Here is a 22,867-nt window from a genome sequence, read left to right on the forward strand (position 1 = left end):
GCCTGCCTCGCCCGCCATTCCCGATTCGGGAACCCCGCCCTGTTTCGCACGAAGACCACCGACCGTCCGACTGTCATCCTGTCGGCGCAGATCATTGCGCACCGTGCCGGACGGTCCACCCACACCCCCCTATTGGGGCCATAAGCCCACACCACACGGGGTCCCCGCACCGCCGGCCACCGCGGCGCGCCGGATCCACCCGGCCACCGCGGCTCCCCAGGAGGGCGTCGCCTGAAAGCGCTTTCCAGGAAAGGTGGCGAACTGGTCCGAGTGCCACGGAGACGATTTCGAACTTCTGATCTCATCGAGGACTCGCGCACATTCTGGACACGGGCCGCCTGTCAGGCTACCCTGACAGCATGCACGAGAATGCGGACTTGTGGCCCGAGGGCCAGCAGGCATGGCGCCGCCTGGCGTGGTGGCGCGAGAACACGCCCGACGGCGACGACGCGCTGACGGCGCTGTCCGATCTCGGGCTCGTCCGGCGCCTGCTCGACCAGACCGAGTTCGACGCGGTCCGGACCGCCCGCTCCGCCGGCAAACCCTGGTCGGAGATCGCGGTCCGGCTCGGTGTCACGCGGCAGTCGGCCTGGGAGCGCTGGCGCGACCTCGACGAAGCACCCCAGCCCGAACGCGATCTCGCGGTGCAGATACGCGAACGCGCCGGCGCGGAGGTCGCGGGCCGGCGGCGCCGCCAGGGGACGGTCAAGGTGCCGAACGTGATCGGCAGGTCCTTCGACGACGCGCGCGCACTGCTGGCCAAGAACGATCTCATGGCGGCGAGCCCGGATCCGGACGAACCCGCCTTGCCCGAGAGCGACTGGCACGAAGCCGTTGTCGTGGACCAGAGCCCCGAGTCCGGCGCGAAGGTGCCGCCCGGATCGGCCGTGACGCTGTGGCTCCGCCGCGGCGGCGGCGGTTCCGGCGTGCGGGAACCGCGCCGCCCCAAACCGGATCCCAAGACCGGCCGCAAGATGCGCGACGAGGTGACGGGCGAAACGGTCACCTGAAACCTGCCGGAACGAAGCCGGTTCTCGCTGCTGCTCGTCCAGGTCGCCGCCGTTCTGACGGCCTCGATCTTCGTCCTGAACGTGGTGCTGCACCGGCCGGTCATCGACGCCCTGCTGTTCTCGCTCGCGATCGCCGTCGGGATCACCCCGCAGCTGCTCCCGGCCGTGGTCTCCGCGAGCCTCGCCGCCGGCTCGCGGCTGATGAGCAAGCGGAAGGTGCTCGTCAAGCGGCTCGTCTGCATCGAGGATCTCGGCGACGTGGGCATGCTGTTCACCGACAAGACCGGCACCCTGACCGAGGGCCGGATCAGCTTCATGCGCGCCACCTCGGACGAGGCACTGCGCTGGGGATTGCTGAGCAGCGATCCCGAGGGCAACGCACTCGACAGCGCGCTGTGGGCCTCCCCCGCGGCGCGCACCGCGGACACCGGCGGCTATCACCGGGTCGCGGACCTGCCCTTCGACCACGAGCGCCGGATGTCCTCGGTCCTGCTGGAGAAATCCGGGCGGACACTGGTCACGAAAGGCGCCCCGGAGGCGGTGTTCGACCGGTGCGCCGATGTCCCTGCCGCGATGCGGTCCGCGCTCGACGACGAGTTCTCCGCCGGGAACCGGGTCGTCGCGGTCGCGCTGCGCCGGGCCGACGAGCTCACCACGGTCACCGCCGCGGACGAGCGGGACCTGCGCCTGGCCGGGCTGCTCGTGTTCCTCGACGCGCCGAAACGGGGTGCCGCCGAAGCCCTGGACCGCCTGGCCCGGCTGGGCATCACCGTGAAGGTGGTGACCGGAGACAACCCCGCCGTCGCGGTCAAGGTGTGTGAGGAACTGGGACTGGCCGTCGAGGGCACGCTCACCGGAGCCGAGCTCGACCGGCTCGACGACGAGCAGCTCGCCACCGCGCTGGCGACCACCACCGTGTTCGCGCGAGTCAGCCCGCAGCACAAGGCACGCATCGTCGGTGTGCGGCGGCGTACGCATGGCGATGTCGCGTTCCTCGGCGACGGGGTCAACGACGCCCTCGCGCTGCACGCCGCCGATGTGGGGGTCTCCGTGGACTCCGCGACCGACGTCGCGAAGGATTCGGCCGACGTGATCCTGCTGGAGAAGGACCTGCACGTGCTGGCCGACGGGGTGATGGCGGGGCGGCGGATCTTCGCCAACACGATGAAGTACGTCCTGATGGGCACGTCGAGCAACTTCGGCAACATGTTCAGCGCCGCGGGCGCCTCGCTGCTGCTGGGTTTCCTGCCGATGTTGCCTTCGCAGATCCTGCTGAACAACCTGCTGTACGACACCAGCCAGCTGGCGATCCCCAGCGACGAGGTCGACCCGGAGCAGCTGGCCGGACCGGCGCGCTGGGACGTCGGGTTCATCCGGCGGTTCATGCTGTTCTTCGGCCCGATCAGCTCGGTGTTCGACTTCGTGACGTTCGGGGTCATGCTGTGGGTGTTCCACGCCGGGCCGCCGGAGTTCCGCACCGGCTGGTTCGTCGAGTCCCTCGCCACGCAGACGCTCGTGCTGTTCGCCATCCGGACGCGCCGGACCCCGTTCTTCCGGAGCCGGCCCAGCCTGCCGTTGCTGCTGTCCGCGCTCGGCGTCATCGTCGCCGGGGCGATCCTGCCCGCGACCCCGCTCGCCAAGGAGCTCGGTTTCCACCCGCTGCCGTTCGCGTTCTTCGCCACGCTCGCCGGGATGGTCGTGTGCTATCTCGGGCTCGTCGAGCTGGGCAAACGCCTCTTCTTCGGGCGCGCCGCCCCGCCGGCCGGGCCCAAGCCCCGCATCGAGAACCGGCATCTGCGGCGGCGGGCCGCGCGGTTCAGCCTGCGACGGTGACTACTCGCCCCAGCGGCGGAAGAGCGTGTGCGCGATGCCGAACTGGTCGAGCACCTTGCCGACGATCTGCGAGATGAGCTCGTCGACGCTCGCCGGGCGGTGGTAGAGCGCCAGCACCGGCGGGAAGACCGTCGCGCCGGCGAGGGTGACCGTCTCCATGTTGCGGATGTGGACCAGGTTCAGCGGGCTCTCCCGCGCCACCAGGACCAGCCGGCGGCGCTCCTTCAAGGTGACGTCGGCGGCGCGGGTGAGCAGGTTGTCCGAGTTTCCGGTGGCGATGTTCGACAGCGTCCGCATCGAGCACGGGACGACCACCATGCCCTGGGTCAGGAACGAACCGGACGCGATCGCGGCGCCCAGATCGCGCGGGTCGTAGCTGACGTCGGCGAGCGACGCGACCTGGTCCGGGTCGAGGCCGGCCTCCAGCTCGATACTGCGCCGGGCGCCCTCGCTCAGCACGAAATGGGTCTCGACGGCCTTGAACGCACGCAGCTCGGTGAGCAGCGCGATGCCCAGCTGAGGCGCGCTCGAACCGGACATGCCGACCACCAGCCGCGACCGGTCCTCACCGTCGTTGGTCATGGTCGCCACCATAACGGCCAGGAGGTCTGACGACCAAATAGACAGCTCCGCGGATTTCCCTGGTGGAGCAGCCTGTGTTGCACGCGCGTTAAAGCCTTGTGGCAACCAGTATCGATATCTGAGACGGTCTTGTGCCCCCGAAACAGCCGACCTATGGTTCGACAGACGTCAGACGTCCGATCTAGGAGGCAGTCTTGACGAGCCGCACCCAGGACGACCTCGACCGGCGCTACCGGCGGACGGTCCACACTGGACAAGTCGCGGTGGGCCCACGACCCGGACGTGTACCTGATGGACGAGCCGTTCGGGCCGCTGGACGCGCAGATGCGGATCCGGCTCGGCGCGGAGTTCCTCTCGATCTGGGAGACGCACCGAATGCCACGACCACGTGCCCGCCGGCGCGTTGCGGGCCCGCTGTCCCGCGATGGAGAGGACTCGCGTCATGACGAAGGATCTCCGGACTTTCCTGACAGACCTGGTGAAGCAGGATCCGGGCGGCCTCAAGCAGGTGAGCGCCCCCGTCGACCCCCGGTTCGGCATCACCGCATACGGCGCGTGGTACGACGAACGGGCCGAGTATCCCGCGCTGCTGTTCACCGACGTGTCCGGTGTGGACATCCCGTGCCTGACCAACCTCGTCGCCACGCACGAGAGAATGGCGCTGGCGCTCGGGGTGCCGGTCGAGACGCTCACCCGCACTTCGCTCGCGGGCCAGCACCGGGCGGCGCATCCGCCGGTGCGGGTCACCGAAGCCCCCGTACAGGAAGTGATCTGGACCGGTGACGACGCCGATCTGCGGCGGTTGCCGATCCCCACGCACAACGAGCTGGACGGTGGGCCCTTCCTCACCGCCGCGGTGGCCCTCATGCGCGATCCCGATTCCGGCGCCCTCAACGCCGGGATCTACCGCCACCACGTCTACGACGGCAAGCGCATGGGCGTGTGGTTCTTCGGCTCGCACGACGGCGGCACCATCTACCGCCGCTACGCCGAACGAGGCGAGCCCACGCCGGTCGCCATCGTCATCGGGCACCATCCGGCGTTCCTCATGGGCGCGGTGTCGCGGGTGCCGGGTATCGGCGGCGAGTACGACGCGGCCGGGGCGTTCCTCGGGGAACCGGTGGAGCTGGTCCCGGCGCTGACGTCGGACCTGCTCGTCCCGGCACGGGCCGAGATCGTGCTCGAAGGCCGCATCCTGGCGGAGGAACGCGCCGAGGAGGGCCCGTTCGCGGAGTGGCCGGGACACTACGTCGGCGGCGGGCTCAAACCGGTGATCGAGATCGACACGATCACGATGCGCCGGGACGCGATCTTCCAGGACATCCAGGCCTCGGGCCGCGAGCACCGGCTGATGGGGGCACTGCCACGGATTGCGAGCATCCACGAGGCCGTCCGGCAGAAGGTCCCGGGGCTCAAGGCGGTCAACATCCCGCTGCACACGCGGATGCACTGCTACCTGTCCATTCGCAAGCAGTTCGACAGCGATCCGACCAGGGCCGCCTTCGCCGCGTTCAACACCGAACCGGAGAACCTGCGAGCGGTGATCGTCGTGGACGACGACATCGACGTGTACGACGAGCGCGAGGTTTCCTGGGCGATCGGCACCCGATTCGACGCGGCGCGGGACCTGCAGATCATTCCACAGTGGAACGGCCCGGGCGGGCTGCTGCCGACCAACTGGCGCTACGACGCCGAGGGCGGCCGCACCCCGCGCATGTCCTCGGCGGTCATCGTCGACGCGACCAAACCCGCGCCACCGGTCGTGTTCCCGCCAAGGGCGCGGGTGCCCGGGGAAGCGGTGCGCGCCGTGGACACCGCCGCGGTGCACGACGTCACCTCGGTCGCGGGCCTGTGGGACTAGGAAGGAAGACGATGTCGATCACGTTCACCGTGAACGGGCGAGCGGTCACCGTGGCGGCGCCGCCCCTGCGCGCACTGGCCGACGTGCCGCGCGACGGCCTCGGCCGCACCGGCACGAAACTCGGCTACCGCGCCAGGGACGAGCTGCACCCGGTGCAGCAGGCCTGAAGCCGCCCTCAGGAACCAGGAGAATCACGATGGCATCCACACGGACCGAACCTCGCGGCTGGCTGCGCGGCCTGACCCGCACCGAACGGGCGGCGCTCGCCGTCACCATGGTGTTCTGGATGTTCGACGGTTACGAGACGTTCGCGCTCATCACCACCGGCCCGGCGTCGCTGCACGACCTGCTGCCGAAGGCCGAGCTGCCACATCTTTCGCAGTACTTCGCGTACCTGCTGGCGATCAGCCTCGCGGGGTGGACGATCGGCGGGGTGGCCGGCGGGTTCGCCGGGGACCGGATCGGCCGCCGCCGGACGATGATCGGTGCCGTCGCGCTGTACGGCGTGTTCACCGGACTGTCCGCGCTGGCGCCGAACTGGGAAACCCTTGCCGCGACAAGGCTTCTCACCGGGCTGGGAATCGGCGCGGAATGGGCCGTCGGTGTCGCGCTTCTCCAGGAGATCCTGCCCGCGCACGCCCGCACCAGGGGCGCCGGGCTGTTGCAGGGCACGTTTTCGGCCGGCGGTCTGATCGTCTCGCTGCTGTGGGTGCTGTTCAACTCCGCACAAGCCATCTCGTGGCGCTATGTCTACCTCGTCGGCGTACTGCCCGCACTGCTCGTGGTCGTGCTGCGCCGCGCGATCCCGGAATCGAAGAAATGGTCCGAGCACAAGAGGAGCTCGGCCGGCGACCTCGTCCGGCAGCTGGCCGCGCCACTGCCGCGCAAGCGTCTCGGCCTGGCGCTACTCGTCTCCGTCGCGATCACCGTCGGCTTCTGGGCGAGCAGCTCCTACCTCCCGTCCTACGTCGGCGCGCTCTCCCCGCACCGCGCGAGCTTCTTCTCCGGGTGGGCGTCCGCGCTCTACAACGCCGGCGAGATCGCGGGCTGCGTGGTGTTCGGCTACTGGGCCGAACGCTGGGGACGCCGCTTGACCACCGTCGGCTACTTCGTGGGCGCGCTCGTGCTCATCCCGGTGGTGTTCCTGCTCGTGCACGACGCGACCACGGCGGTGCTGCTGCAACTGCTCGCCGGTTACGCCGCGGGCGGGATCTTCAGCTGGTACACCGTGCACACCCCGGAACTGTTCCCGACCGCGGTGCGCGCGAGCGCCATCGGCACCATCTTCAACCTCACCAGGGTGCTCGCCTCGATCGGCGCGCTGGTCACCGGCCTGCTCGCGAGCGTCCTCGGCGGGGTGGGCAATGCCGCCGCCCTGTCCGCGATCGTCTACCTGCTCGGCATCGGCGCGATCCTGTTCCTGCCGGAGACCCGGGGTCGCCCGCTGCCCTCCTGACCGGGTATCGTGCCGTTGAGAGATTAGACGTCTGACGTCTTAGGAGGAGCCGCGGATGATCACCCGGAACCGCGCGCGGGCGGCGGAACCGATCGTGCTCGGCAGCGTCGCCGCCGATTCCTACCGGCAGGCCAAGGACCGGTTGCGGGACGCCATCACGAAGTTCGGCCAGGAAGGCCGGTTCCGCCTGCCTTCGGAGGCCGAGCTGAGCACCGCGCTCGGCGTCAGCCGCGCGACGATCCGCTCGGCACTGCAGTCCCTGCAGAAGGAAGGCCGCATCCGCAGGCTGCACGGCCAGGGCACGTTCATCAACCGGCACGCGGTGGGGATCACGGCGAACCTCGCAGAGGCGAGCCCGTTCGTCGATCTGCTCAAACAGGCCGGGTATTCGCCAGGGGCGCGCACGCTCGACCAGCGCGTCGTGAAGCTCGACGAGGATACGGCCGCGTCGCTGGAGGTCGCCGCCGGGGACGCCGCGCTGCGCATCGAGCGGCTGTTCGAGGCGGACGGTGAACCGGCCGTGCACAGCGTCGACTACGTCCCGGCGAACCTGCTCGGGGACGACCCCGAGCACCTCGACCCGCGCCGCTCGACATTCGAGTTCGCCGATTCGGCCGGGCTTTCCGTCTGCTACTCGGTGGCCGAGGTGCGCCCCGTGCTGCCGCCGAGACCGGTCGTGGCCGCGCTGGGCATCAAACGGTCCCATCCCGTGCTCCGCCTGCGGCATACGCATATCCGCGCCAACGAACTGCCCGTCGCCGTGACCGTCGTCCACGTCAACGACGACTACCTGCGGTTCTCGGTCATCCGTACGTACCTGGACCAGTGAGGAGTTCCCGTTGCCCGTCAAGGTGAGCATCCGGGTGCCGGTCGGCAGGCCGCTGCCGGAACTGGCGAAGTTCATCCGGTCCTGTGAGGACGCCGGGTTCCACGGCGTCGGGGTGAACGATCACCACCACTCCGGGCGCGACGTCTACTCCGCGCTGACGCTCGCGGCCGCGGCCACGGAACGGCTCACCCTGTTCCCCGCCACCAGCAACCCGCTGACCAGGCATCCGCTCGTACTCGCCGCCGCGGCCAACTCGCTCGCGGAGATCGCCCCCGGCCGGATCCTGCTGACCCTCGCGCCGGGCTTCCTTTCCGTGGAGAAGGCCGGGAAGCCCCGGGCGCGGCGGGAGCAGCTCGCCGAGGCGGTCGCCGCGATCCGCCGGCTGCTGGCCGGCGAAAAGGCCACTGTGGACGGTCACGAGCTGTTCATGAACAACGCCACCCCGACGCCGCCCAACGTGTTCGTGCTCGCCGCCGGGCCGAAGATGCTCGAACTGGCCGGGGAGTTCGCCGACGGGATCATGATGCTGGTCGGCCTGCACCCCAAGAGCATCGAAGCCGCGCGCGAGCACATCCGAGCGGGCGAACGGCGCGCGGGGCGGGCACCCGGTTCGACCGAGGAGATCTTCATCGTGCCCACCGCGATCGAACCCTTCGAGACGGCGCGCGAATGGCCGCGCCGGTTCTACCGGCCGGGCAAGCAGTTCCTGTGCTATCCCAGCACGGCGAACCTCCGGTGGCTGCGCGCGGCCGGAATCGACCTCGCCGAGGACCACGATCCCGACTCGATCTCGACGGAGCTCGCCGCCGGCGTCTGCGAAGCCTTCGGGCTCTTCGGCCCGGCCGAGTACTGCGCCGACCGGCTGGTGCGGGCGCATGAAGAGTCCGGTGTGGACAACGTGTTCTTCTTCCCATCGCACACCGCCGAGTCCGCCTACGACCTGCCCGAAGCCGATGTCGAGGCGTTCGAGAAGGTCATCGGCCCACGGCTGGCGTCCTGATGGCGGCGCTCACGAAGACCCGGCTCCGCGTCCCGCCGCTGTTCGGCGCGGCCGTGCTGATGGCGATGAGCGCCGCAGGTCCCGGGTTCATCACGCAGACCGCGTCGTTCACCGTCCTTTATGGCGCGTCGTTCGCCTGTGCCGTGGTGGTGTCGATGATCATCGACGTCGCGGTGCAGCTGAACGTGTGGCGGATCCTCGGCATCTCCGGGCAGCGCGCGCAGGACCTCGCGAGCAAGGTGTTCCCCGGCGCCGGGCAGGTGCTCACGGTGTTCGTGGTGCTCGGCGCGGTCGTGTTCAACATCGGCAACGTCGCGGGCACCGGGCTGGGCCTGCACAACCTGCTGGGCATCGACTCCCGGATCGGCGCGGCGATCAGCGGGTGCCTCGCGATCGGCATCTTCCTCGCGAAGTCCGTGTTCACCGCGGTGGACCGGGTGATGGTCGTGCTCGGCCTGGTCAAGATCGCGCTGATCATCGCGCTCGTCGCGGTCACCGCGCCCCCGGTCGGCCAGGCCGCGGTCGGCACGGTCGCCCCGCACGGCCTGCCGCTCCTGCCGATCCTGACGCTCATCGGCGGGACGGTCGGCGGGTTCATCACCTACTCCGGCGCGCACCGGCTGATCGACGCGGGCATCACCGGGGTGGGGAACCTCAAGCGCATCCACCGCGGCGCGCTCACCGGCATCCTCGTCGCGTGCGTGCTGCGGATCGTGCTGTTCCTCGGCTTCTTCGGCGTGATCGCGACCGGCGCGCACCTGGCCAACCGCAACGACGCGGCCGGGTCGAGCTTCCTCGCCGCGTTCGGCACCGCCGGGCTGCACCTGTTCGGGCTGGTGTTCTGGGCCGCCGGGATGACGAGCACGATCGGGAACTCCTATACGACGGCGACGTTCCTGCAGTCCTACGCGGCCCCGGTGCGCCGCCACTTCAACCGGGCCGTGATCGTCCTCATCGGACTCGCGACCATCGTGTTCATCGCGGCGGGCCAGACCCCGCAGTCGATGCTGGTGTTCGCCGGCGCGATCAACGGGCTCGTGCTGCCGATCGGGCTGGGCATCATCCTCTGGGTCGCCCTGCGGCGCCGCGACCTCATCGCGGGTTACCAATCCGACCGAAAGGAGGCGGATACGGTCCGCAGCCGACCTGCTCGTAGAAACCCGTTTCCGCCGTGGCTGCCGTCGGATTGGGAACGAACGGCACAGTACCGTTATCCCAGGGTCCTGCTCGGCGCCGGGCTCGCGGCGTGGCTGTTCACGGCTTACGCCGCCGTCGAGTCGCTGACATCCATCGGATCCATCTTCCACTAGGGAGGCGCAATGACTGGTCCCGCCGAAGCCCGTAAGCGGTTCCGCGACGGGCTGCGGGTGCCGACGGCGGGCTACGCGCCCGGGTTCGCCCAGGCCAACATGATCATCGTGCCGCGTGAGTACGCCTACGAGACGCTGCTGTTCGGCCAGCGCAACCCCAAACCGTGCCCGATCATCGACGTGACCGACGCGGGCAGCCCGCACACGGCGCTCGCCGAGGGCGCGGATCTGCGCACCGACCTGCCCGCGTACCGCGTGTGGCGGGACGGCGAACTGGCCGACGAGCCGGGCGACATCACCGCGTACTGGAATGAAGACCTGGTCACCTTCCTGATCGGCTGCAGCTTCACGTTCGAGACGCCGATGCTCGCCGCCGGGATCGAGATCCGCCACCTCACCACCGGCGGGAACGTCTCGATGTACCAGACGAACCGCCCGTGCCGTCCGGCCGGACGGCTGTCCGGGCCGATGGTCGTGTCGATGCGCCCGATCGCCGCCGGGCGGGTCGCCGACGCGGTGCGCATCAGCGGCCAGTTCCCCGCGGTGCACGGCGCCCCGGTGCACATCGGCGAACCGGAGGCGCTCGGCATCGAGGATCTGTCCACCCCGGACTTCGGGGACCCGGTGGAGATCCGCGAGGGCGAGGTGCCCGTGTTCTGGGCCTGCGGAGTCACCCCGCAGGCGGCGATCATGGCCTCGCGCCCGCCGTTCGCCATCACCCACGCGCCGGGCTATATGTTCGTGACAGACGTGCCCGACCACACCTACGCGGTTTGAGAGGATGCCGATGACGCGCTGGCAGTTCTGGGTCGACCGCGGCGGTACCTTCACCGACATCGTGGCCCGCCGCCCGGACGGCGGCCTGGTCTCCCACAAGCTCCTGTCCGAGAACCCGGCCCGCTACCGCGACGCCGCGGTCGCCGGGATCCGGGAACTGCTCGGGGTGCCGCGCGGCGAGGCGGTGCCGGCGGAGCAGGTCGAGGCCGTGCGCATGGGCACCACGGTGGCCACCAACGCGCTGCTCGAACGCAAGGGCGAGCGCACGGTGCTGGTGGTGACCAGGGGTTTCCGTGACGCGCTGCGCATCGCCTACCAGAACCGCCCGCGTATCTTCGACCGGCACATCGTGCTGCCGGACATGCTCTACGACCAGGTCATCGAGGTCGACGAGCGGCTGTCCGCCGACGGGAAGGTGCTGCGGCCGCTCGAGCTGGACAAGGCGGCCGGGGACCTGCGCGGCGCCTATGAAAGCGGTATCGGCTCCATCGCGATCGTGCTGATGCACAGCCACCTCCACCCCGACCACGAGCGGCGGCTCGGTGAACTGGCGCGCGAGATCGGGTTCACCCAGGTGTCGCTCTCGAGCGAGGTCAGCCCGCTGATGAAGCTCGTCCCGCGCGGCGACACGACGGTCGTCGACGCCTACCTCTCACCGGTGCTGCGCCGCTACGTCGACCAGGTCGCGGACCAGCTTTCCGGCGTGCGGCTCGCGTTCATGCAGTCCAACGGCGGGCTCGCCGAGGCGCGGCACTTCCGCGGCAAGGACGCGATCCTGTCCGGCCCGGCCGGCGGGATCGTCGGCATGGTGCGCATGTCCGCGCTCGCCGGGTTCGACCACGTCATCGGGTTCGACATGGGCGGCACCTCGACCGACGTGTCGCATTACGCCGGTGAGTACGAGCGCGTGTTCATGGCGCAGGTGGCGGGCGTCCGGCTGCGCGCCCCGATGCTCGACATCCACACCGTCGCCGCCGGGGGCGGGTCGATCCTGCACTTCGACGGCAGCCGGTACCGGGTCGGCCCGGACTCGGCCGGGGCGAACCCCGGCCCCGCCTCCTACCGGGGCGGCGGCCCGCTGACGGTGACCGACGCCAATGTCATGCTCGGCCGGATCCAGCCCGCCCACTTCCCCGCCGTGTTCGGCCCGGACGGCGACCAGCCCCTGGAAGCCGGGCTGGTGCGGGAGAAGTTCACCGAACTCGCCGCCGAGATCCGCGCGCGGACCGGCGACGACCGCACGCCCGAGCAGGTCGCCGAGGGCTTCCTCCGGATCGCGGTGGCGAACATGGCGAACGCGGTCAAGAAGATCTCCGTCCAAAAGGGACACGACGTGACCCGGTACGTGCTCACCACGTTCGGGGGCGCGGGCGGCCAGCACGCGTGCGCGGTGGCCGACTCGCTCGGCATCCCCACGGTGCTCGTGCCGCCGATGGCCGGGGTACTCTCGGCGCTGGGTATCGGGCTGGCCGACACGACCTCGATCCGGCAGCAGTCGGTGATCGCCCGCCTGGAACCGGGCACGCTCGGCACGCTGGAGGAGGTCGCCGGCCGGCTGACCAAGCAGACCACGGCCGAGCTGCTGGACCAAGGCGTTGCGGCGGAACGGATCCGCGTCGTGCGGCGCGCGCAGCTACGCTACGACGGCACCGACACCGTGGTGCCGGTGACGCTCGGCGGGTTCGACGAGATGGTGGCCGAGTTCGAGGCGGCCTACCGCACGACGTACTCGTTCCTGATGGACCGGCCGCTCATCGTCGAGGCGATCGCGGTCGAGGCCACCGGGCTGACCGAGCAGCCCGACCTGTCCCCGCTCGGCGAGCACGACGGCGAAGCCGGCCCGGTGGACACCGTGCGGCTCTACTCCGGCGGCACCTGGCACGAAGCCCCGCTGTACCAGCGGGAACGGATGCGCCCGGCGGATACGGTGACCGGCCCGGCCATCATCGCGGAGGCCAACGCGACGACCATGGTCGACGAAGGCTGGCAGGCGAAGCTGAACGCCGGCGGGCACCTGATCCTCGACCGGGTCGAAGCACGCGCCGGGGCGGGCGCCACCACGAAGGCCGATCCGGTGCTGCTGGAGATCTTCAACAACCTGTTCATGTCGATCGCCGAGCAGATGGGCACCCGGCTGGAGGCGACCTCCCAGTCGGTGAACATCCGCGAGCGGCTGGACTTCTCGTGCGCGCTGTTCGATCCCGACGGCAACCTCGTCGCGAACGCGCCGCATATCCCGGTGCACCTAGGCTCGATGGGCGCCGGGGTCAAGGAAGTCGTGCGGCGGCGCGCCGGGCGGATGAAGCGCGGAGACGTGTACGCGGTCAACGACCCGTACCACGGCGGCACGCACCTGCCCGACGTCACGGTGATCACCCCGGTGTTCTCCAGCGACAGCGAGGAAATCCTGTTCTACGTCGCCTCCCGCGGTCACCACGCGGAGATCGGCGGCATCACCCCGGGTTCGATGCCGGCCAACAGCGCCCACCTCGACGAGGAAGGTGTGCTGTTCGACAACTTCCTGCTCGCCGAAGACGGCCGCTTCCTCGAAGCCGAGACGCGGGAACTGCTGCTCGGCGCGCGCTACCCGTCGCGCAACGCGGACATGAACCTGGCCGACCTGCGCGCGCAGGTCGCCGCGAACGCCAAGGGGGTCGACGAGGTCGGCAAGATGATCGGGCTGTTCGGGCTCGACGTCGTGCAGGCCTACATGCGGCACGTGCAGGACAACGCCGAAGACGCCGTCCGGCGCGTCATCGGCACCCTCTCGGACGGCGAGTACCGCTACGAGATGGACTCCGGCGCGGGCATCGCGGTGAAGATCACGGTGGATCGCGCCGCGCGTTCGGCCACAGTGGACTTCACCGGCACCTCGCCGCAATTGGCCACGAACTTCAACGCCCCGTCCTCGGTGGCCACGGCGGCGGTGCTGTACGTGTTCCGGACGCTGGTCGCGGACGAGATCCCGCTCAACGACGGGTGCCTGCGCCCGTTGAAGATCGTGATCCCGGCCGGGACGATGCTCTCGCCGGAGTACCCGGCGGCCGTGGTCGCGGGGAACGTCGAGACCTCGCAGGCGATCACGGGCGCGCTGTTCGCGGCGCTGGGCGTGCAGGCCGAGGGCGCGGGCACGATGAACAACCTGACCTTCGGCAACGAGCGGCACCAGTACTACGAGACGCTCGGCTCGGGCTCCGGCGCCGGTGACGGGTTCGCGGGCGCGTCGGTGGTGCAGACCCACATGACGAACTCGCGGCTGACCGATCCCGAGGTCCTCGAATGGCGCTTTCCCGTGCTGCTCAAGGAGTTCTCGGTACGCCACGGCAGCGGCGGGCGCGGCACGTGGGCGGGCGGCGACGGCGCGGTGCGGCGCCTGGAGTTCCTCGAGCCGATGACCGCGAGCACCCTGTCCGGCCACCGGCGGATCCCGCCCTACGGCATGGCGGGCGGGCGGCCCGGGGCGCTCGGGCACAACCGCGTGCACCGCGCCGACGGGACGGTCACCGAACTGGCCGGCGCCGATTCGGTGGACCTGCGGCCCGGCGACGTGCTGGAGATCGAGACCCCGGGCGGCGGCGGATACGGCACCCCGGAGTAGCGCTCACCGGGCCTGCAGGCGCTGGGCGATCTTGCCGATCTGGTCCCATACGCGGGAATCCGTCCAGTAGCCGGAGTGCCCGCCCGATGGCGGCGGCGGGTCGCCGTAGATATGCCAGGCGAACGCCGGATCGCGCAGGCGCTCGTCGCATACGGCGTTCCCGGTGACCCGCACGCTGTTGCCGATCGGATCGGTCGGATACGAGAAGTTCCGCCATTCCGTGACGCGCGCCCGCTCCTGGTGGGCGAGCACCTGGGCGAGCACGTCCGGGTTGACCCAGGCGGGAAACGCCCACTCGTACAGCCAGGTGGTCGGGTTGCCGAAGGTGACGAGCGCGATCTCGCCTCGCGCCGCGCGGCAGTCCGCCGGCAGCAGCGCCGCCGTGGACAGCACCGAACCCTGGCTGTGCCCGACCAGCAGCACGGGCGCGCCGTGGTCGTTGAGCCGCCAGATGCGCCGCTGCACGTCGGGCACGGCGCGTTCGGCGTAGCAAGGCGGCGCGAGCGGATGGTAGGAGCGCGGCCAGAACGTGCCGACGTCCCACAGCACCCCGATCTGCTTGCGCCGCGCCGGATCCCGCCAGCCCTGGCGCAGCAACCACATCAGCCCCAGCACCGTCGCGCCCCCGGCGAACGTGATCACCTTGCCGAGCGCCCCGTTGGGACTGAACCACGCGTCGGGGACCGGCGGCCGGGCGAACACGGCCCATGCGGCGCCGCCGACCTGGAAAGCCGCGATGAGCCACAACAGTTCCGGCGCCGCGGACCGGGCTTCGCCGAGCCGGTAGAGCCTCTCCAGCCCACGCTGCCATGCCCGCCGGACCGCGGGCGCGTCGAGGAAGTCCCTGTCCACGCGAGGATCGCCGGGCTCGTCCTCGGGTGCGACCGTCGCGACGTACCAGTCCCCGTCCGGGCCGTGCGTGCCGTCCGGCGCCGTCGAGCGGTAGTCACGGAGATCTTCGCCGAAGTCGCGAGGGTCGCGCGCGAGTGACCACCGCACCGCCTGAGTCACCGCCCAGCACAGCAGCGCGGCGGCGAGCCCGGCGGTCAGCAGCGGACCGGCCCAGGCCACCGGCACGGGCACCGCGAGCACGGCCGGATCGGTGGTGGGTTCCGCCCCCAGCCGGCCGAGCGCGTGCCCCGCGGCGAACAACAGGCCCAGCAGCAGGGAGTTGAGCAGCCCGGCCGCGAGCAGCATGACCACGACCGGACCGGGCCCGCCGCGGGGCCGGCCCGCCAGCCCGATCAGGACCAGCAGCACGATCGTGCCGCCGAGACCGAGGAAGGTCGCCGCGCTGATGGTGTCCAGACCGGGCAGGGAGCCGGGCGCGCGGCTCATTTCCGGTTGGCGCAGGGCGAAAACCGCCGCGCAGACGACCGCGAGCGGTGCCACCGCGTGCACCGCGATCCGGACCGGCGGAGTGCCGAAGACCTTCGGCTTCCGGACCGAGCCCAGCCAGCGGTCGGCCGCGACCACGACGGTCGAGACTGCGAGCGCGAGACCTCCGGCGAGCACCGCGGCCCACCACCAGGCCGTCTCGCGGGGCGCCGGGACGGCCGCCGCCCGGGAAGTCACGGCGAAGACCAGGGCGAGGAACCCGAACGCGGCTCCGATATGTGCCCCGGTCATCCGCCGCACGGCGATCGCGGAGTTCCAGAACTGGCGATCGGCGAGGTTCGTGTCCGTGGCCGATTTCCGCGTCGCGGTCCGCTCCGTCTTCAGCCGCCACGGCGGCTCCACCGCTTCGTACCGGCTCTGCGTGCGCACGGCCAGCAGGACCAGGAACGCGATCCCGAGGACGACCGTCGCGTAGCCGATCACCAGCGGCTGCTGCCCGCCGCCGCCGACCCAGGTCCACGACAGCGGCCACAGCCACCATCGGCCGTGCGCCAGGCCCGCCCTCGTCGCCTGGTAGGTGATCAGGTCCGGGCCGATCATGACCGCGACGAGGACCGCGTTCACCGTCAGCGCGAGGCAGGCGAGGTTGGCCGCGACGCGGTGCCAGGCGAACCGGAAGCCCGACGGCTCGCCCCGATACATCCACCCGGCGAGATTCGCCAGCATGAACGGCACGAGCAGCAGCCACAACACGCGGACGCTGGAGCGCGACGTGATCCCGCCCCACGCGTAGCCCTCGACGTGCCGGGGCGGTTCCCCGCCGGCGGGCTCCAGATCCGCCGTCCGGTAGAACCCGGCGACCCGGTCACCGCCGACCTGCTCGGGCGCGAGGTCCCGCAGCAGCGCATCAGGGGCGGTGCCGCCGACGCCGTGCACCCGGAGCTCGGTGATCTGCGCGTCCAGATCCGGTGCCGGGGCGACAGCGCCGCCGGGGCGAGGGCCGATGCGGACGCCATACCGGGGAACAGCCACGACGACCTCCTCGGGGGGTCACCGTACCGTAGTCAGAGCGCGCGCAGCTTCGGGACGACGTCCTCGGTGAGCTGGTTCAGGAAGCGCTCCTGATCGTGGCCGGGCCCGTGGAACACCAGGTGGTTCAGGCCGGCGTCGAGGTACGGTTTGATCTGCGCGACGGCCTCGTCCGGGTCGCTCGCCACGATCCACCGCCGCGCGATCTGCTCGATCGGCAGCTCGTCCGCGAGCCGCTCCATCTCCTCGGCCGAGGACACGCTGTGCTTCTGGTCCGCGCTCAGCGACAGCGGCGACCAGAACCGGCAGTTGACCAGCGCCACATCCGGATCCCGGTCGTAGGACATCTTGATCTCGATCATCCGGTCCACCGTGCCGGCTTCGCGCTCGGCCTGAGCCGCGCCCTCGGCCACCGCGGGCATCAGCTTCTCGGTGTAGAGGTCCATACCCTTGCCGGAGGTGCAGATGATCCCCTCCCCAGCGCGCCCGGCGTAGCGGGCCACCACCGGGCCGCCGGCCGCGATGTACACCGGCACCGGGTTTTCCGGCCGGTCGTAGATCTGCGCGCCGTTGAGCGTGTAGTACTCGCCCTCGAAGTCGACGCTGTCCTGCGTCCACAGTGCACGCATCAGCCGGACCGATTCGCGCAGGCGCGCGAAGCGTTCCTTGAACTCCGGCCACTCCATGCCCGAGACCGCGATCTCGTTGAGCGCCTCCCCGGTACCGGCACCGAGGATGATCCGGTCGCCGTACAGCAAGGCCATCGTCGCGAACGTCTGCGCCATCACCGCCGGGTTGTAGCGGAACGTGGGGGTCGTCACGCTCGTGCCGATCTGGACCCGCCGGGTGCGCTCGCCGACCGCCGCCATCCAGGTCAGCGCGGACGGCGCGTGCCCGCCGTTGTGCCGCCACGGCAGGAAGTGGTCCGACACCCACACGCTGTCCAGCCCCAGTTCCTCGGCCCGCACCGCGTACTCCACCAGATCCCGGGGGCCGAACTGCTCCGCTGACGCCTTGTAGCCAATCTTGAGACTCATGCCCACATCCTCAGCCGAATCCCGGCTGAGCGCAAAGCACTCGGACGGCCGTAGAGTCCGGGTATGCACACGACACGGGTGTCGCGCCGCATCCGCGCGTCACGGCAAGCGGTCTACCAGGCACTGCTCGACGCCGAAGCGGTCGGGAAATGGCGGGTACCGCAGGGCATGACCTGCCTGGTGCACGAGTTCGACGCCCGCGAAGGCGGGTATTTCCGGATCTCGCTCACCTACGACGCACCCGGCCGGACCGGCAAGTCGTCCGCGCGCACCGATACCTACCACGGTCATTTCACCAGGCTCGTGCCCGCCGAGCAGGTGGTCGAGGTGCTCGAGTTCGAGACCGGCGACCCGGCGCTGCGGGGCACCATCACGCAGACGACGACGCTCGCCGACGCCGGCGACGGCAGTGAGGTCGTCATCACCCACGAAGGCCTGCCCGACAGCATTCCCGCCGCCGACAACGAGACCGGCACCCGGATGGCGCTGGACAACCTGGCGGCACTCGTCGAAGGCACCGCGGCGGATCCGGTGACCTGAGCACGGCCGTCAGGCCACGTCCACGATGTCGCTCGCGCGCACCCACTCCGGCTCCTGATCGGACGCCTGCCCCTCGGCGTGCACGGGAACCCACGTGTTGTTCGTATAGGCGTCGAAGACGGGCGCCCCCGTCACCACGCCGCGGCGGCAGAGCCGGGTCCCGCTCTTGTGCCTGCCCGGCAGGTAGGTGACCCGGTGCCCGACGGCGAACGGCTCCGTCCCGGTGGCCATGGCCTCCCTCTCGTGATCGGCGTTCCTGCTGGAGGTGTCAGCTCGCGCCCCGGCCGCCATGACGCCGTTCGGGCGCCCGCCCCCCGGCGGGGTTCCCCCGCCCGTGGTGGGAGGCGGGGCCGGGGCCTCTAAGATCGAACACCGTGGCGAACGACCAAGGCGGCAACGCGGTGCCGCCCGAGGGCATCGACCTCGAGCACCCCACCGCGGCCCGCGTCTACGACTGGCTGCTCGGCGGCACGGCCAACTGGGCGATCGACCGCGAGTTCGGCGCCCGCACGGTCGAGCGCTTCCCGCTGCTGCGGGACATCGCGCTGGCGAACCGGCTGTTCCTGCACCGCGCGGTCCGTCATCTGGTCGGGCTCGGCGTACGGCAGTTCATCGACGTCGGCGCCGGCATCCCGACGATGGGCAACACCCACCAGATCGCCGACGAGGCCGATCCGGCCACCAAGGTCGTCTACGTCGACAACGAACCCGTCGCGGTCGCGCATTCGAAGATCCTGCTGGAAACCCAGGGCGACCCGGCCCGCCACGCCGCGATCCAGGCCGACCTGCGCGAGCCCGACGAGCTGTGGGAAGCGGTCGAGGCCACCGGCGTGCTCGACTTCTCCGAGCCGGTCGCGCTCCTGCTCGTCGCCGTCCTGCACTTCCAGCAACTGCGGCGCGGTACCGACGTCGGCCCGCTGTCCGTCCAGCGGCTGCGGGACCTGCTGCCCAGCGGCTCGTACCTCATCCTTTCGCATACCACGTACGAAGGCGTGCCAGCGCCGCTGTATCAGAACCTCGTCGACCTCGACGAGCTCTACCAGTCCTCGGCGAACCCGGTGCACTGGCGGCCACAGCAGGAGATCCGCGAACTGTTCGGCGACTTCGAACTGATCGAGCCGGGTATGACGTGGACACCCCTGTGGCATCCCGAGGACTCGAGCCCGAACTCGCCCATCATCGGGTTCGACGCGCCCGAGGAGTCCGTGATCCTCGTGGGGGTCGGCCGCAAACCCTGAAACCTGGACAGCCCGGCTACGTTGGGTGGATGGAATCGTCCGATTTCGGGGGAATCGTGGCCACGCGGCCGCGTGAGGTGCGGCAGGTCAGCTCCATCGGCGAGGTCCACGAAGCGCTCCGCGACGCGGCGGGGCAACGGATCCCGGTCCTCGCCCACGGGCGGCGCCACACGAGTTTCGGCCAGTCTCAGATCCGCGACGGCGTCTCGCTCGACATGACCGGCCTCAACCAGATACACGAGTTCGAGGAGGGTCACGTCGTCGTCGAAGCAGGCGCGACCTGGGCCGAAGTCCTCCGCGCCACTCTCGCGCACGGCCGCACGCCACGGGTGCTGACCGACTACCTCGGCGTCACCGTCGGCGGGACCTTGTCGGCGGGCGGGATCGGCGGTACGAGCGGCCGCCGCGGCGTGCAGACCGACAACGTGCTCGCCCTGGAAGTGATCACCGGCGACGGCGTCCGGCGCACCTGCTCGCGCACCGAGTCGCCGGAGCTGTTCGACGGTGTCCTCGCGGGGTTCGGCCGCTGCGGGGTCATCGTGCGCGCGACGGTGCCGCTCGGCCCGGCGCCGGCACGCGTGCGGAGGTTCAAGATCTACTGCCCCACGCCGGCGGACCTGCTGCGGCACCAGCGGCGGCTACTGCGCGAAGGCCGTTTCGCCTTCCTGCAAGGCGAGATCCTGCCCGGCGAGCACGGCTGGACGCCCATGCTCGACGTGGCCGCCTATTACTCGCCGCCGGACGAACCGGACGACGCGAGGCTGCTCGCCGGCCTCGGCTACGAACCGTCCCGGGACGAGACCGCGGACCTGGCGTACTGGGACTTCGCCAACCGCCTCGCCGACGCCGAGGCGTACCTCTCGCAGACCGGTGAGTGGTTCGCCCCGCATCCGTGGTCCAACCTGTTCCTGCCGGACAACGCCGCCGACGGCCACGTCGCCGGCGTGCTGAGCGTCCTCAGGCGGGACGACCTGGGCGAGGCGGGCCTGGTGCTGGTGTACCCGGTGTTCCGCCGGTACCTGAACACTCCGCTGTTCGCCGTCCCGGACGGCGAGGTCGTCTTCCTCGTCGCCGTGCTGCGCTTCACCTCCACCGGCGACGTGGACCGCATGCTGAAGGCCAACCGCGCGTGGTACGACCAGGCTGTCGCGGCCGGGGGCACGGCCTACCCGGTCGGCGCCGTCCCGGACTTCGACTGGGCGCGGCACCTGGCCCCAGCCGCCGCGGCCCGGGACCGCTACGACCCGCACGGGGCGCTCGGATCTCGAGAGCTGTGAGCTCACTTCTTCAGCCGCCGGCTGCCGCCGTGCCAGTCCTCTTCGACGCCGGCCGAGCCCACCTCGACACCGAAGCTGCGCAGCTGCGGCCGTTCCCGGAGGCTGCGCTTCAGCTCGGCGAACCCGGGGAAGGACGCGAGCCCGACCACGTTGTCCCACAGCCGGACCGCTTCCTCGTCGCCGGGCAGGCGGCTGATCACCGGGCCGAAGAACGCCGTGCCCTCCGGCGGTCCGAAGTGGATGATCGGGGTGCCGACGTCCTTACCGGTCAAGGAAAGTGCCTCGTCGGTCTCGGCCCTCAGCTGGACGTCCCAGCTCGTGTCGTCCAGTGCGCCGGCCAGCTCGGCGGGCAGGCCTGCGCGAGCGAGCAGCGGCTCCACGAACTCACGGCTGCCGCGACGCTCCGGCGTCAGCTTCGGCGCTTCGCTGGAGTCGAAGATCTCACCGCTGATCGACTCGTACAGCGGGCCGACGGCCGCGCGCCCGTGCTCGGCGCGGGCACGGGCCGCGACCCGCAGCAGCCGCAGGCCCGAGGTGTGTCCCTCGGAGTACCCGGGCGGAAAGTGGCTGTCGTAGTCGATCTCGGCGTTGACCAGCCGCAGCGAGATGAACTTCCAGTCCACCGTGTACTCGCGCCGCGCCACGACCTTGCGCACCCATTTGCTCGTCATCCACGCGAACGGGCACACCGGGTCGAAATAGAAGTCGATGTCCGCTTCGGACATACCACTCTCTCCTTTCCTGGGAAACCATCTGACAGCACGACCCGATCCCGCCGTCGAAGCAGCTAGAGATGTGCGTCACTACGCCACAGTCGCAACGGCGCCTCGTCACCGGCCACCGCGAGCCCGTCCCAGGTGCGCCGGTTCCACAGCAGCAACAGCAGTTCTCCGCCGCGCGCGGTGACCTCGGTGCCCGCGGCGATCTCCCCGCGCCCGAACTCCGGCTCCGCCGGGCCGAGCCGGATCCACCACCGGCGACCGGTGTCGGTGTCCGACAGCGAAATCGTGGACGGGACCGGCGCCCGCAGCCGGCCGCGGTAACGCTGCGCGAAGCCGGTGACCATCTCGTCGACGCCGTCGGCCGCGATCTCCGGTTCGACCCCGGCGGAACCGCGCGTCGTGCCGGAGATCGCGTTCTGCAGGTCGACCCGGTGGACGAGGGTTTCGTAGGCCATCCGCCTGATCCAGTACTCGCGGGCGTTCGGCGCGGGCCAGAGGGTCCAACACGACAGCTCCGCCGGCGCCTCGTCCAGCAGCCTCACGACCCGCGCGTGCGCTTCCGCGAGTCCGCTCACCGGATCCGTGTCGTCACCGGCCAGCTCGGCGCGCGACGGGCGTTCACTGCGCCCCTCGGCGACGGTGAGCCCCACCATGCGGTACACGCCGGTGAGGTGTCGCACGAGGTCGGCGGCCGTCCAATCCGGACATTCCGGCACCGGGCGCGCCGCCTCCGCTTTGCGGGTCAGCTTCACCAACTCGCGGCCTTCGTCTTCGAACACCTGCAACAGCTCCATACCACCCCAATCTTGAACGACCATACGACAATACAATGGCAGGCGTGGGACGCACCAGGAGCTTCGACCTCGACGACGCGCTCGACACCGCCGTCGAGATGTTCTGGCGGCAGGGCTTCGAGGCCACGTCGATCCAGAACCTGTGCCAGGCGATGGAGATCCAGCCAGGCAGCGTGTACGCGGCGTTCGGCAGCAAGCGCGAACTGTTCGTCGCGACGGTGCGCCGGTACGTCGAGACCGTGTCGGCCGACGCGGCCGAGCGCCTGACCGGCGTCGAGAGCGGATTGCAGGGCCTGCGGGACTACTTCGCGCACCTCGTCGACGCGATGGTCGAGGGCAAGCGCCGCTGGGGCTGCCTCATCACCAACTCGCTGGTCGAGCTCACCCAGCGCGACCCCGAACTCGCCGGGCTGCTCACCGAGCACCTGGCGCGGCTGCGAGCCGCCTTCGCCGCCGCGCTCGCCCGCGCCGCCGGGGACGGGGAACTGCGCCCCGGCGCCGGGCCCGAGTCCGCCGGGTTACTGGTCGCCGTCGTGCAGGGGATGAACGTGCTGGCCAAGACTCGCCCCGGCCGTGCCGAGCTGCAGGCCGTCGCCGACTCCGCGCTCGCGGGACTCACCCCGTGAGACGACCGGT

The 22,867-nt window shown here is 70.6% G+C and carries 20 protein-coding genes; 14 read left to right on the top strand and 6 right to left on the bottom strand.

Features of this window, described 5'->3' with window-relative positions; genetic code table 11:
* The first annotated feature begins 359 nt into the window (after nt 1-359).
* Entirely contained in the window at nt 360-1,010 is a 651-nt protein-coding gene (locus FG385_RS19255) for a PASTA domain-containing protein (RefSeq protein WP_139098145.1), read from the top strand.
* A 3-nt stretch (nt 1,011-1,013) separates the two neighbouring features.
* On the top strand, nt 1,014-2,843 hold the full coding sequence (locus FG385_RS19260; RefSeq protein ID WP_139098146.1) for an HAD-IC family P-type ATPase: 1,830 nt from the start codon (nt 1,014-1,016) through the stop codon (nt 2,841-2,843).
* On the opposite strand, the gene FG385_RS19265 is transcribed toward FG385_RS19260, so the two are convergent.
* Nucleotides 2,844-3,425: a UbiX family flavin prenyltransferase gene (locus FG385_RS19265; RefSeq protein WP_139098147.1), complete on the bottom strand. Its 582-nt coding sequence runs from the start codon at nt 3,423-3,425 to the stop codon at nt 2,844-2,846.
* Nucleotides 3,426-3,867: 442 nt separating this feature from the next.
* Here FG385_RS19265 and FG385_RS19270 point away from each other — a divergent pair, with 442 nt between their 5' ends.
* Genes FG385_RS19270 through FG385_RS19300 form a run of 8 tightly spaced genes read left to right on the top strand, consistent with a single transcriptional unit; the run spans nt 3,868 to nt 14,256 of the window.
* Complete coding sequence (locus FG385_RS19270; RefSeq protein ID WP_139098148.1) at nt 3,868-5,286, top strand: UbiD family decarboxylase; 1,419 nt, start codon at nt 3,868-3,870, stop codon at nt 5,284-5,286.
* 11 nt (nt 5,287-5,297) lie between these two features.
* Entirely contained in the window at nt 5,298-5,453 is a 156-nt protein-coding gene (locus FG385_RS33980) for a (2Fe-2S)-binding protein (protein ID WP_160148843.1), read from the top strand.
* A 29-nt stretch (nt 5,454-5,482) separates the two neighbouring features.
* Nucleotides 5,483-6,742, top strand: a complete 1,260-nt coding sequence (locus tag FG385_RS19275; RefSeq protein WP_139098149.1) for an MFS transporter — start codon at nt 5,483-5,485, stop codon at nt 6,740-6,742.
* Nucleotides 6,743-6,797: 55 nt separating this feature from the next.
* Nucleotides 6,798-7,571 (top strand): GntR family transcriptional regulator, encoded by a 774-nt coding sequence (locus FG385_RS19280; RefSeq protein ID WP_139098150.1) that lies wholly within the window; start codon nt 6,798-6,800, stop codon nt 7,569-7,571.
* Between the two features lie 10 nt (nt 7,572-7,581).
* Entirely contained in the window at nt 7,582-8,571 is a 990-nt protein-coding gene (locus FG385_RS19285) for an LLM class flavin-dependent oxidoreductase (protein ID WP_139098151.1), read from the top strand.
* Complete coding sequence (locus FG385_RS19290) at nt 8,571-9,881, top strand: NRAMP family divalent metal transporter (protein WP_139098152.1); 1,311 nt, start codon at nt 8,571-8,573, stop codon at nt 9,879-9,881. The genes FG385_RS19285 and FG385_RS19290 overlap by 1 nt, the downstream gene beginning before the upstream one ends.
* Nucleotides 9,882-9,890: 9 nt before the next feature.
* Nucleotides 9,891-10,658, top strand: coding sequence for a putative hydro-lyase (locus tag FG385_RS19295; RefSeq protein ID WP_139098153.1), 768 nt, complete (start codon nt 9,891-9,893; stop codon nt 10,656-10,658).
* Nucleotides 10,659-10,668: 10 nt separating this feature from the next.
* A complete protein-coding gene (locus FG385_RS19300; protein ID WP_200834540.1) occupies nt 10,669-14,256 on the top strand; it encodes a hydantoinase B/oxoprolinase family protein in 3,588 nt (1,195 codons plus the stop codon).
* Nucleotides 14,257-14,259: 3 nt separating this feature from the next.
* Here FG385_RS19300 and FG385_RS19305 read toward each other — a convergent pair whose 3' ends face one another.
* Both FG385_RS19305 and fgd read right to left on the bottom strand, forming a co-directional pair.
* A complete protein-coding gene (locus tag FG385_RS19305) occupies nt 14,260-16,626 on the bottom strand; it encodes a hypothetical protein (RefSeq protein WP_139098155.1) in 2,367 nt (788 codons plus the stop codon).
* Nucleotides 16,627-16,658: 32 nt separating this feature from the next.
* Entirely contained in the window at nt 16,659-17,660 is a 1,002-nt protein-coding gene (fgd, locus tag FG385_RS19310) for a glucose-6-phosphate dehydrogenase (coenzyme-F420) (RefSeq protein WP_139098156.1), read from the bottom strand.
* A gap of 63 nt (nt 17,661-17,723) precedes the next feature.
* On the opposite strand from fgd, the gene FG385_RS19315 reads away from it, so the two are divergent.
* The gene (locus FG385_RS19315) at nt 17,724-18,200 is read left to right on the top strand and encodes an SRPBCC family protein (protein ID WP_139098157.1); all 477 of its coding nucleotides are present in this window, start codon (nt 17,724-17,726) and stop codon (nt 18,198-18,200) included.
* A 9-nt stretch (nt 18,201-18,209) separates the two neighbouring features.
* Here the strand turns inward: FG385_RS19315 and FG385_RS19320 are convergent, their stop codons facing one another.
* Nucleotides 18,210-18,431 carry a hypothetical protein gene (locus FG385_RS19320; RefSeq protein ID WP_139098158.1) on the bottom strand — a complete coding sequence of 74 codons (222 nt, stop codon included), beginning with the start codon at nt 18,429-18,431 and terminating at the stop codon, nt 18,210-18,212.
* A 143-nt stretch (nt 18,432-18,574) separates the two neighbouring features.
* Here FG385_RS19320 and FG385_RS19325 point away from each other — a divergent pair, with 143 nt between their 5' ends.
* On the top strand, nt 18,575-19,438 hold the full coding sequence (locus FG385_RS19325; protein ID WP_235022660.1) for an SAM-dependent methyltransferase: 864 nt from the start codon (nt 18,575-18,577) through the stop codon (nt 19,436-19,438).
* Between the two features lie 29 nt (nt 19,439-19,467).
* Nucleotides 19,468-20,715, top strand: a complete 1,248-nt coding sequence (locus FG385_RS19330; protein ID WP_139098159.1) for an FAD-binding protein — start codon at nt 19,468-19,470, stop codon at nt 20,713-20,715.
* A gap of 2 nt (nt 20,716-20,717) precedes the next feature.
* Here the strand turns inward: FG385_RS19330 and FG385_RS19335 are convergent, their stop codons facing one another.
* Both FG385_RS19335 and FG385_RS19340 read right to left on the bottom strand, forming a co-directional pair.
* The gene (locus FG385_RS19335; RefSeq protein ID WP_139098160.1) at nt 20,718-21,440 is read right to left on the bottom strand and encodes a mycothiol-dependent nitroreductase Rv2466c family protein; all 723 of its coding nucleotides are present in this window, start codon (nt 21,438-21,440) and stop codon (nt 20,718-20,720) included.
* A gap of 62 nt (nt 21,441-21,502) precedes the next feature.
* Nucleotides 21,503-22,231, bottom strand: coding sequence for a maleylpyruvate isomerase family mycothiol-dependent enzyme (locus FG385_RS19340; RefSeq protein WP_160148844.1), 729 nt, complete (start codon nt 22,229-22,231; stop codon nt 21,503-21,505).
* Nucleotides 22,232-22,275: 44 nt separating this feature from the next.
* Here FG385_RS19340 and FG385_RS19345 point away from each other — a divergent pair, with 44 nt between their 5' ends.
* A complete protein-coding gene (locus tag FG385_RS19345) occupies nt 22,276-22,857 on the top strand; it encodes a TetR/AcrR family transcriptional regulator (protein WP_139098162.1) in 582 nt (193 codons plus the stop codon).
* The last annotated feature ends 10 nt before the right edge of the window (nt 22,858-22,867 follow it).

Origin of the sequence: Amycolatopsis alkalitolerans (assembly GCF_006152065.1) — a bacterium.
GTDB classification, from domain to species: domain Bacteria; phylum Actinomycetota; class Actinomycetes; order Mycobacteriales; family Pseudonocardiaceae; genus Amycolatopsis_E; species Amycolatopsis_E alkalitolerans.

What these genes read in the sequence shown, in the direction of transcription:
- FG385_RS19255 (WP_139098145.1), top strand. Translation starts at nt 360, where the DNA reads ATGCACGAGAATGCGGACTTGTGGCCCGAGGGCCAGCAGGCATGGCGC.
- FG385_RS19265 (WP_139098147.1), bottom strand. Translation starts at nt 3,425, where the DNA reads ATGACCAACGACGGTGAGGACCGGTCGCGGCTGGTGGTCGGCATGTCC.
- FG385_RS19270 (WP_139098148.1), top strand. Translation starts at nt 3,868, where the DNA reads ATGACGAAGGATCTCCGGACTTTCCTGACAGACCTGGTGAAGCAGGAT.
- FG385_RS33980 (WP_160148843.1), top strand. Translation starts at nt 5,298, where the DNA reads ATGTCGATCACGTTCACCGTGAACGGGCGAGCGGTCACCGTGGCGGCG.
- FG385_RS19275 (WP_139098149.1), top strand. Translation starts at nt 5,483, where the DNA reads ATGGCATCCACACGGACCGAACCTCGCGGCTGGCTGCGCGGCCTGACC.
- FG385_RS19280 (WP_139098150.1), top strand. Translation starts at nt 6,798, where the DNA reads ATGATCACCCGGAACCGCGCGCGGGCGGCGGAACCGATCGTGCTCGGC.
- FG385_RS19290 (WP_139098152.1), top strand. Translation starts at nt 8,571, where the DNA reads ATGGCGGCGCTCACGAAGACCCGGCTCCGCGTCCCGCCGCTGTTCGGC.
- FG385_RS19295 (WP_139098153.1), top strand. Translation starts at nt 9,891, where the DNA reads ATGACTGGTCCCGCCGAAGCCCGTAAGCGGTTCCGCGACGGGCTGCGG.
- FG385_RS19300 (WP_200834540.1), top strand. Translation starts at nt 10,669, where the DNA reads ATGACGCGCTGGCAGTTCTGGGTCGACCGCGGCGGTACCTTCACCGAC.
- fgd (WP_139098156.1), bottom strand. Translation starts at nt 17,660, where the DNA reads ATGAGTCTCAAGATTGGCTACAAGGCGTCAGCGGAGCAGTTCGGCCCC.
- FG385_RS19315 (WP_139098157.1), top strand. Translation starts at nt 17,724, where the DNA reads ATGCACACGACACGGGTGTCGCGCCGCATCCGCGCGTCACGGCAAGCG.
- FG385_RS19320 (WP_139098158.1), bottom strand. Translation starts at nt 18,431, where the DNA reads ATGGCCACCGGGACGGAGCCGTTCGCCGTCGGGCACCGGGTCACCTAC.
- FG385_RS19330 (WP_139098159.1), top strand. Translation starts at nt 19,468, where the DNA reads ATGGAATCGTCCGATTTCGGGGGAATCGTGGCCACGCGGCCGCGTGAG.
- FG385_RS19335 (WP_139098160.1), bottom strand. Translation starts at nt 21,440, where the DNA reads ATGTCCGAAGCGGACATCGACTTCTATTTCGACCCGGTGTGCCCGTTC.
- FG385_RS19340 (WP_160148844.1), bottom strand. Translation starts at nt 22,231, where the DNA reads ATGGAGCTGTTGCAGGTGTTCGAAGACGAAGGCCGCGAGTTGGTGAAG.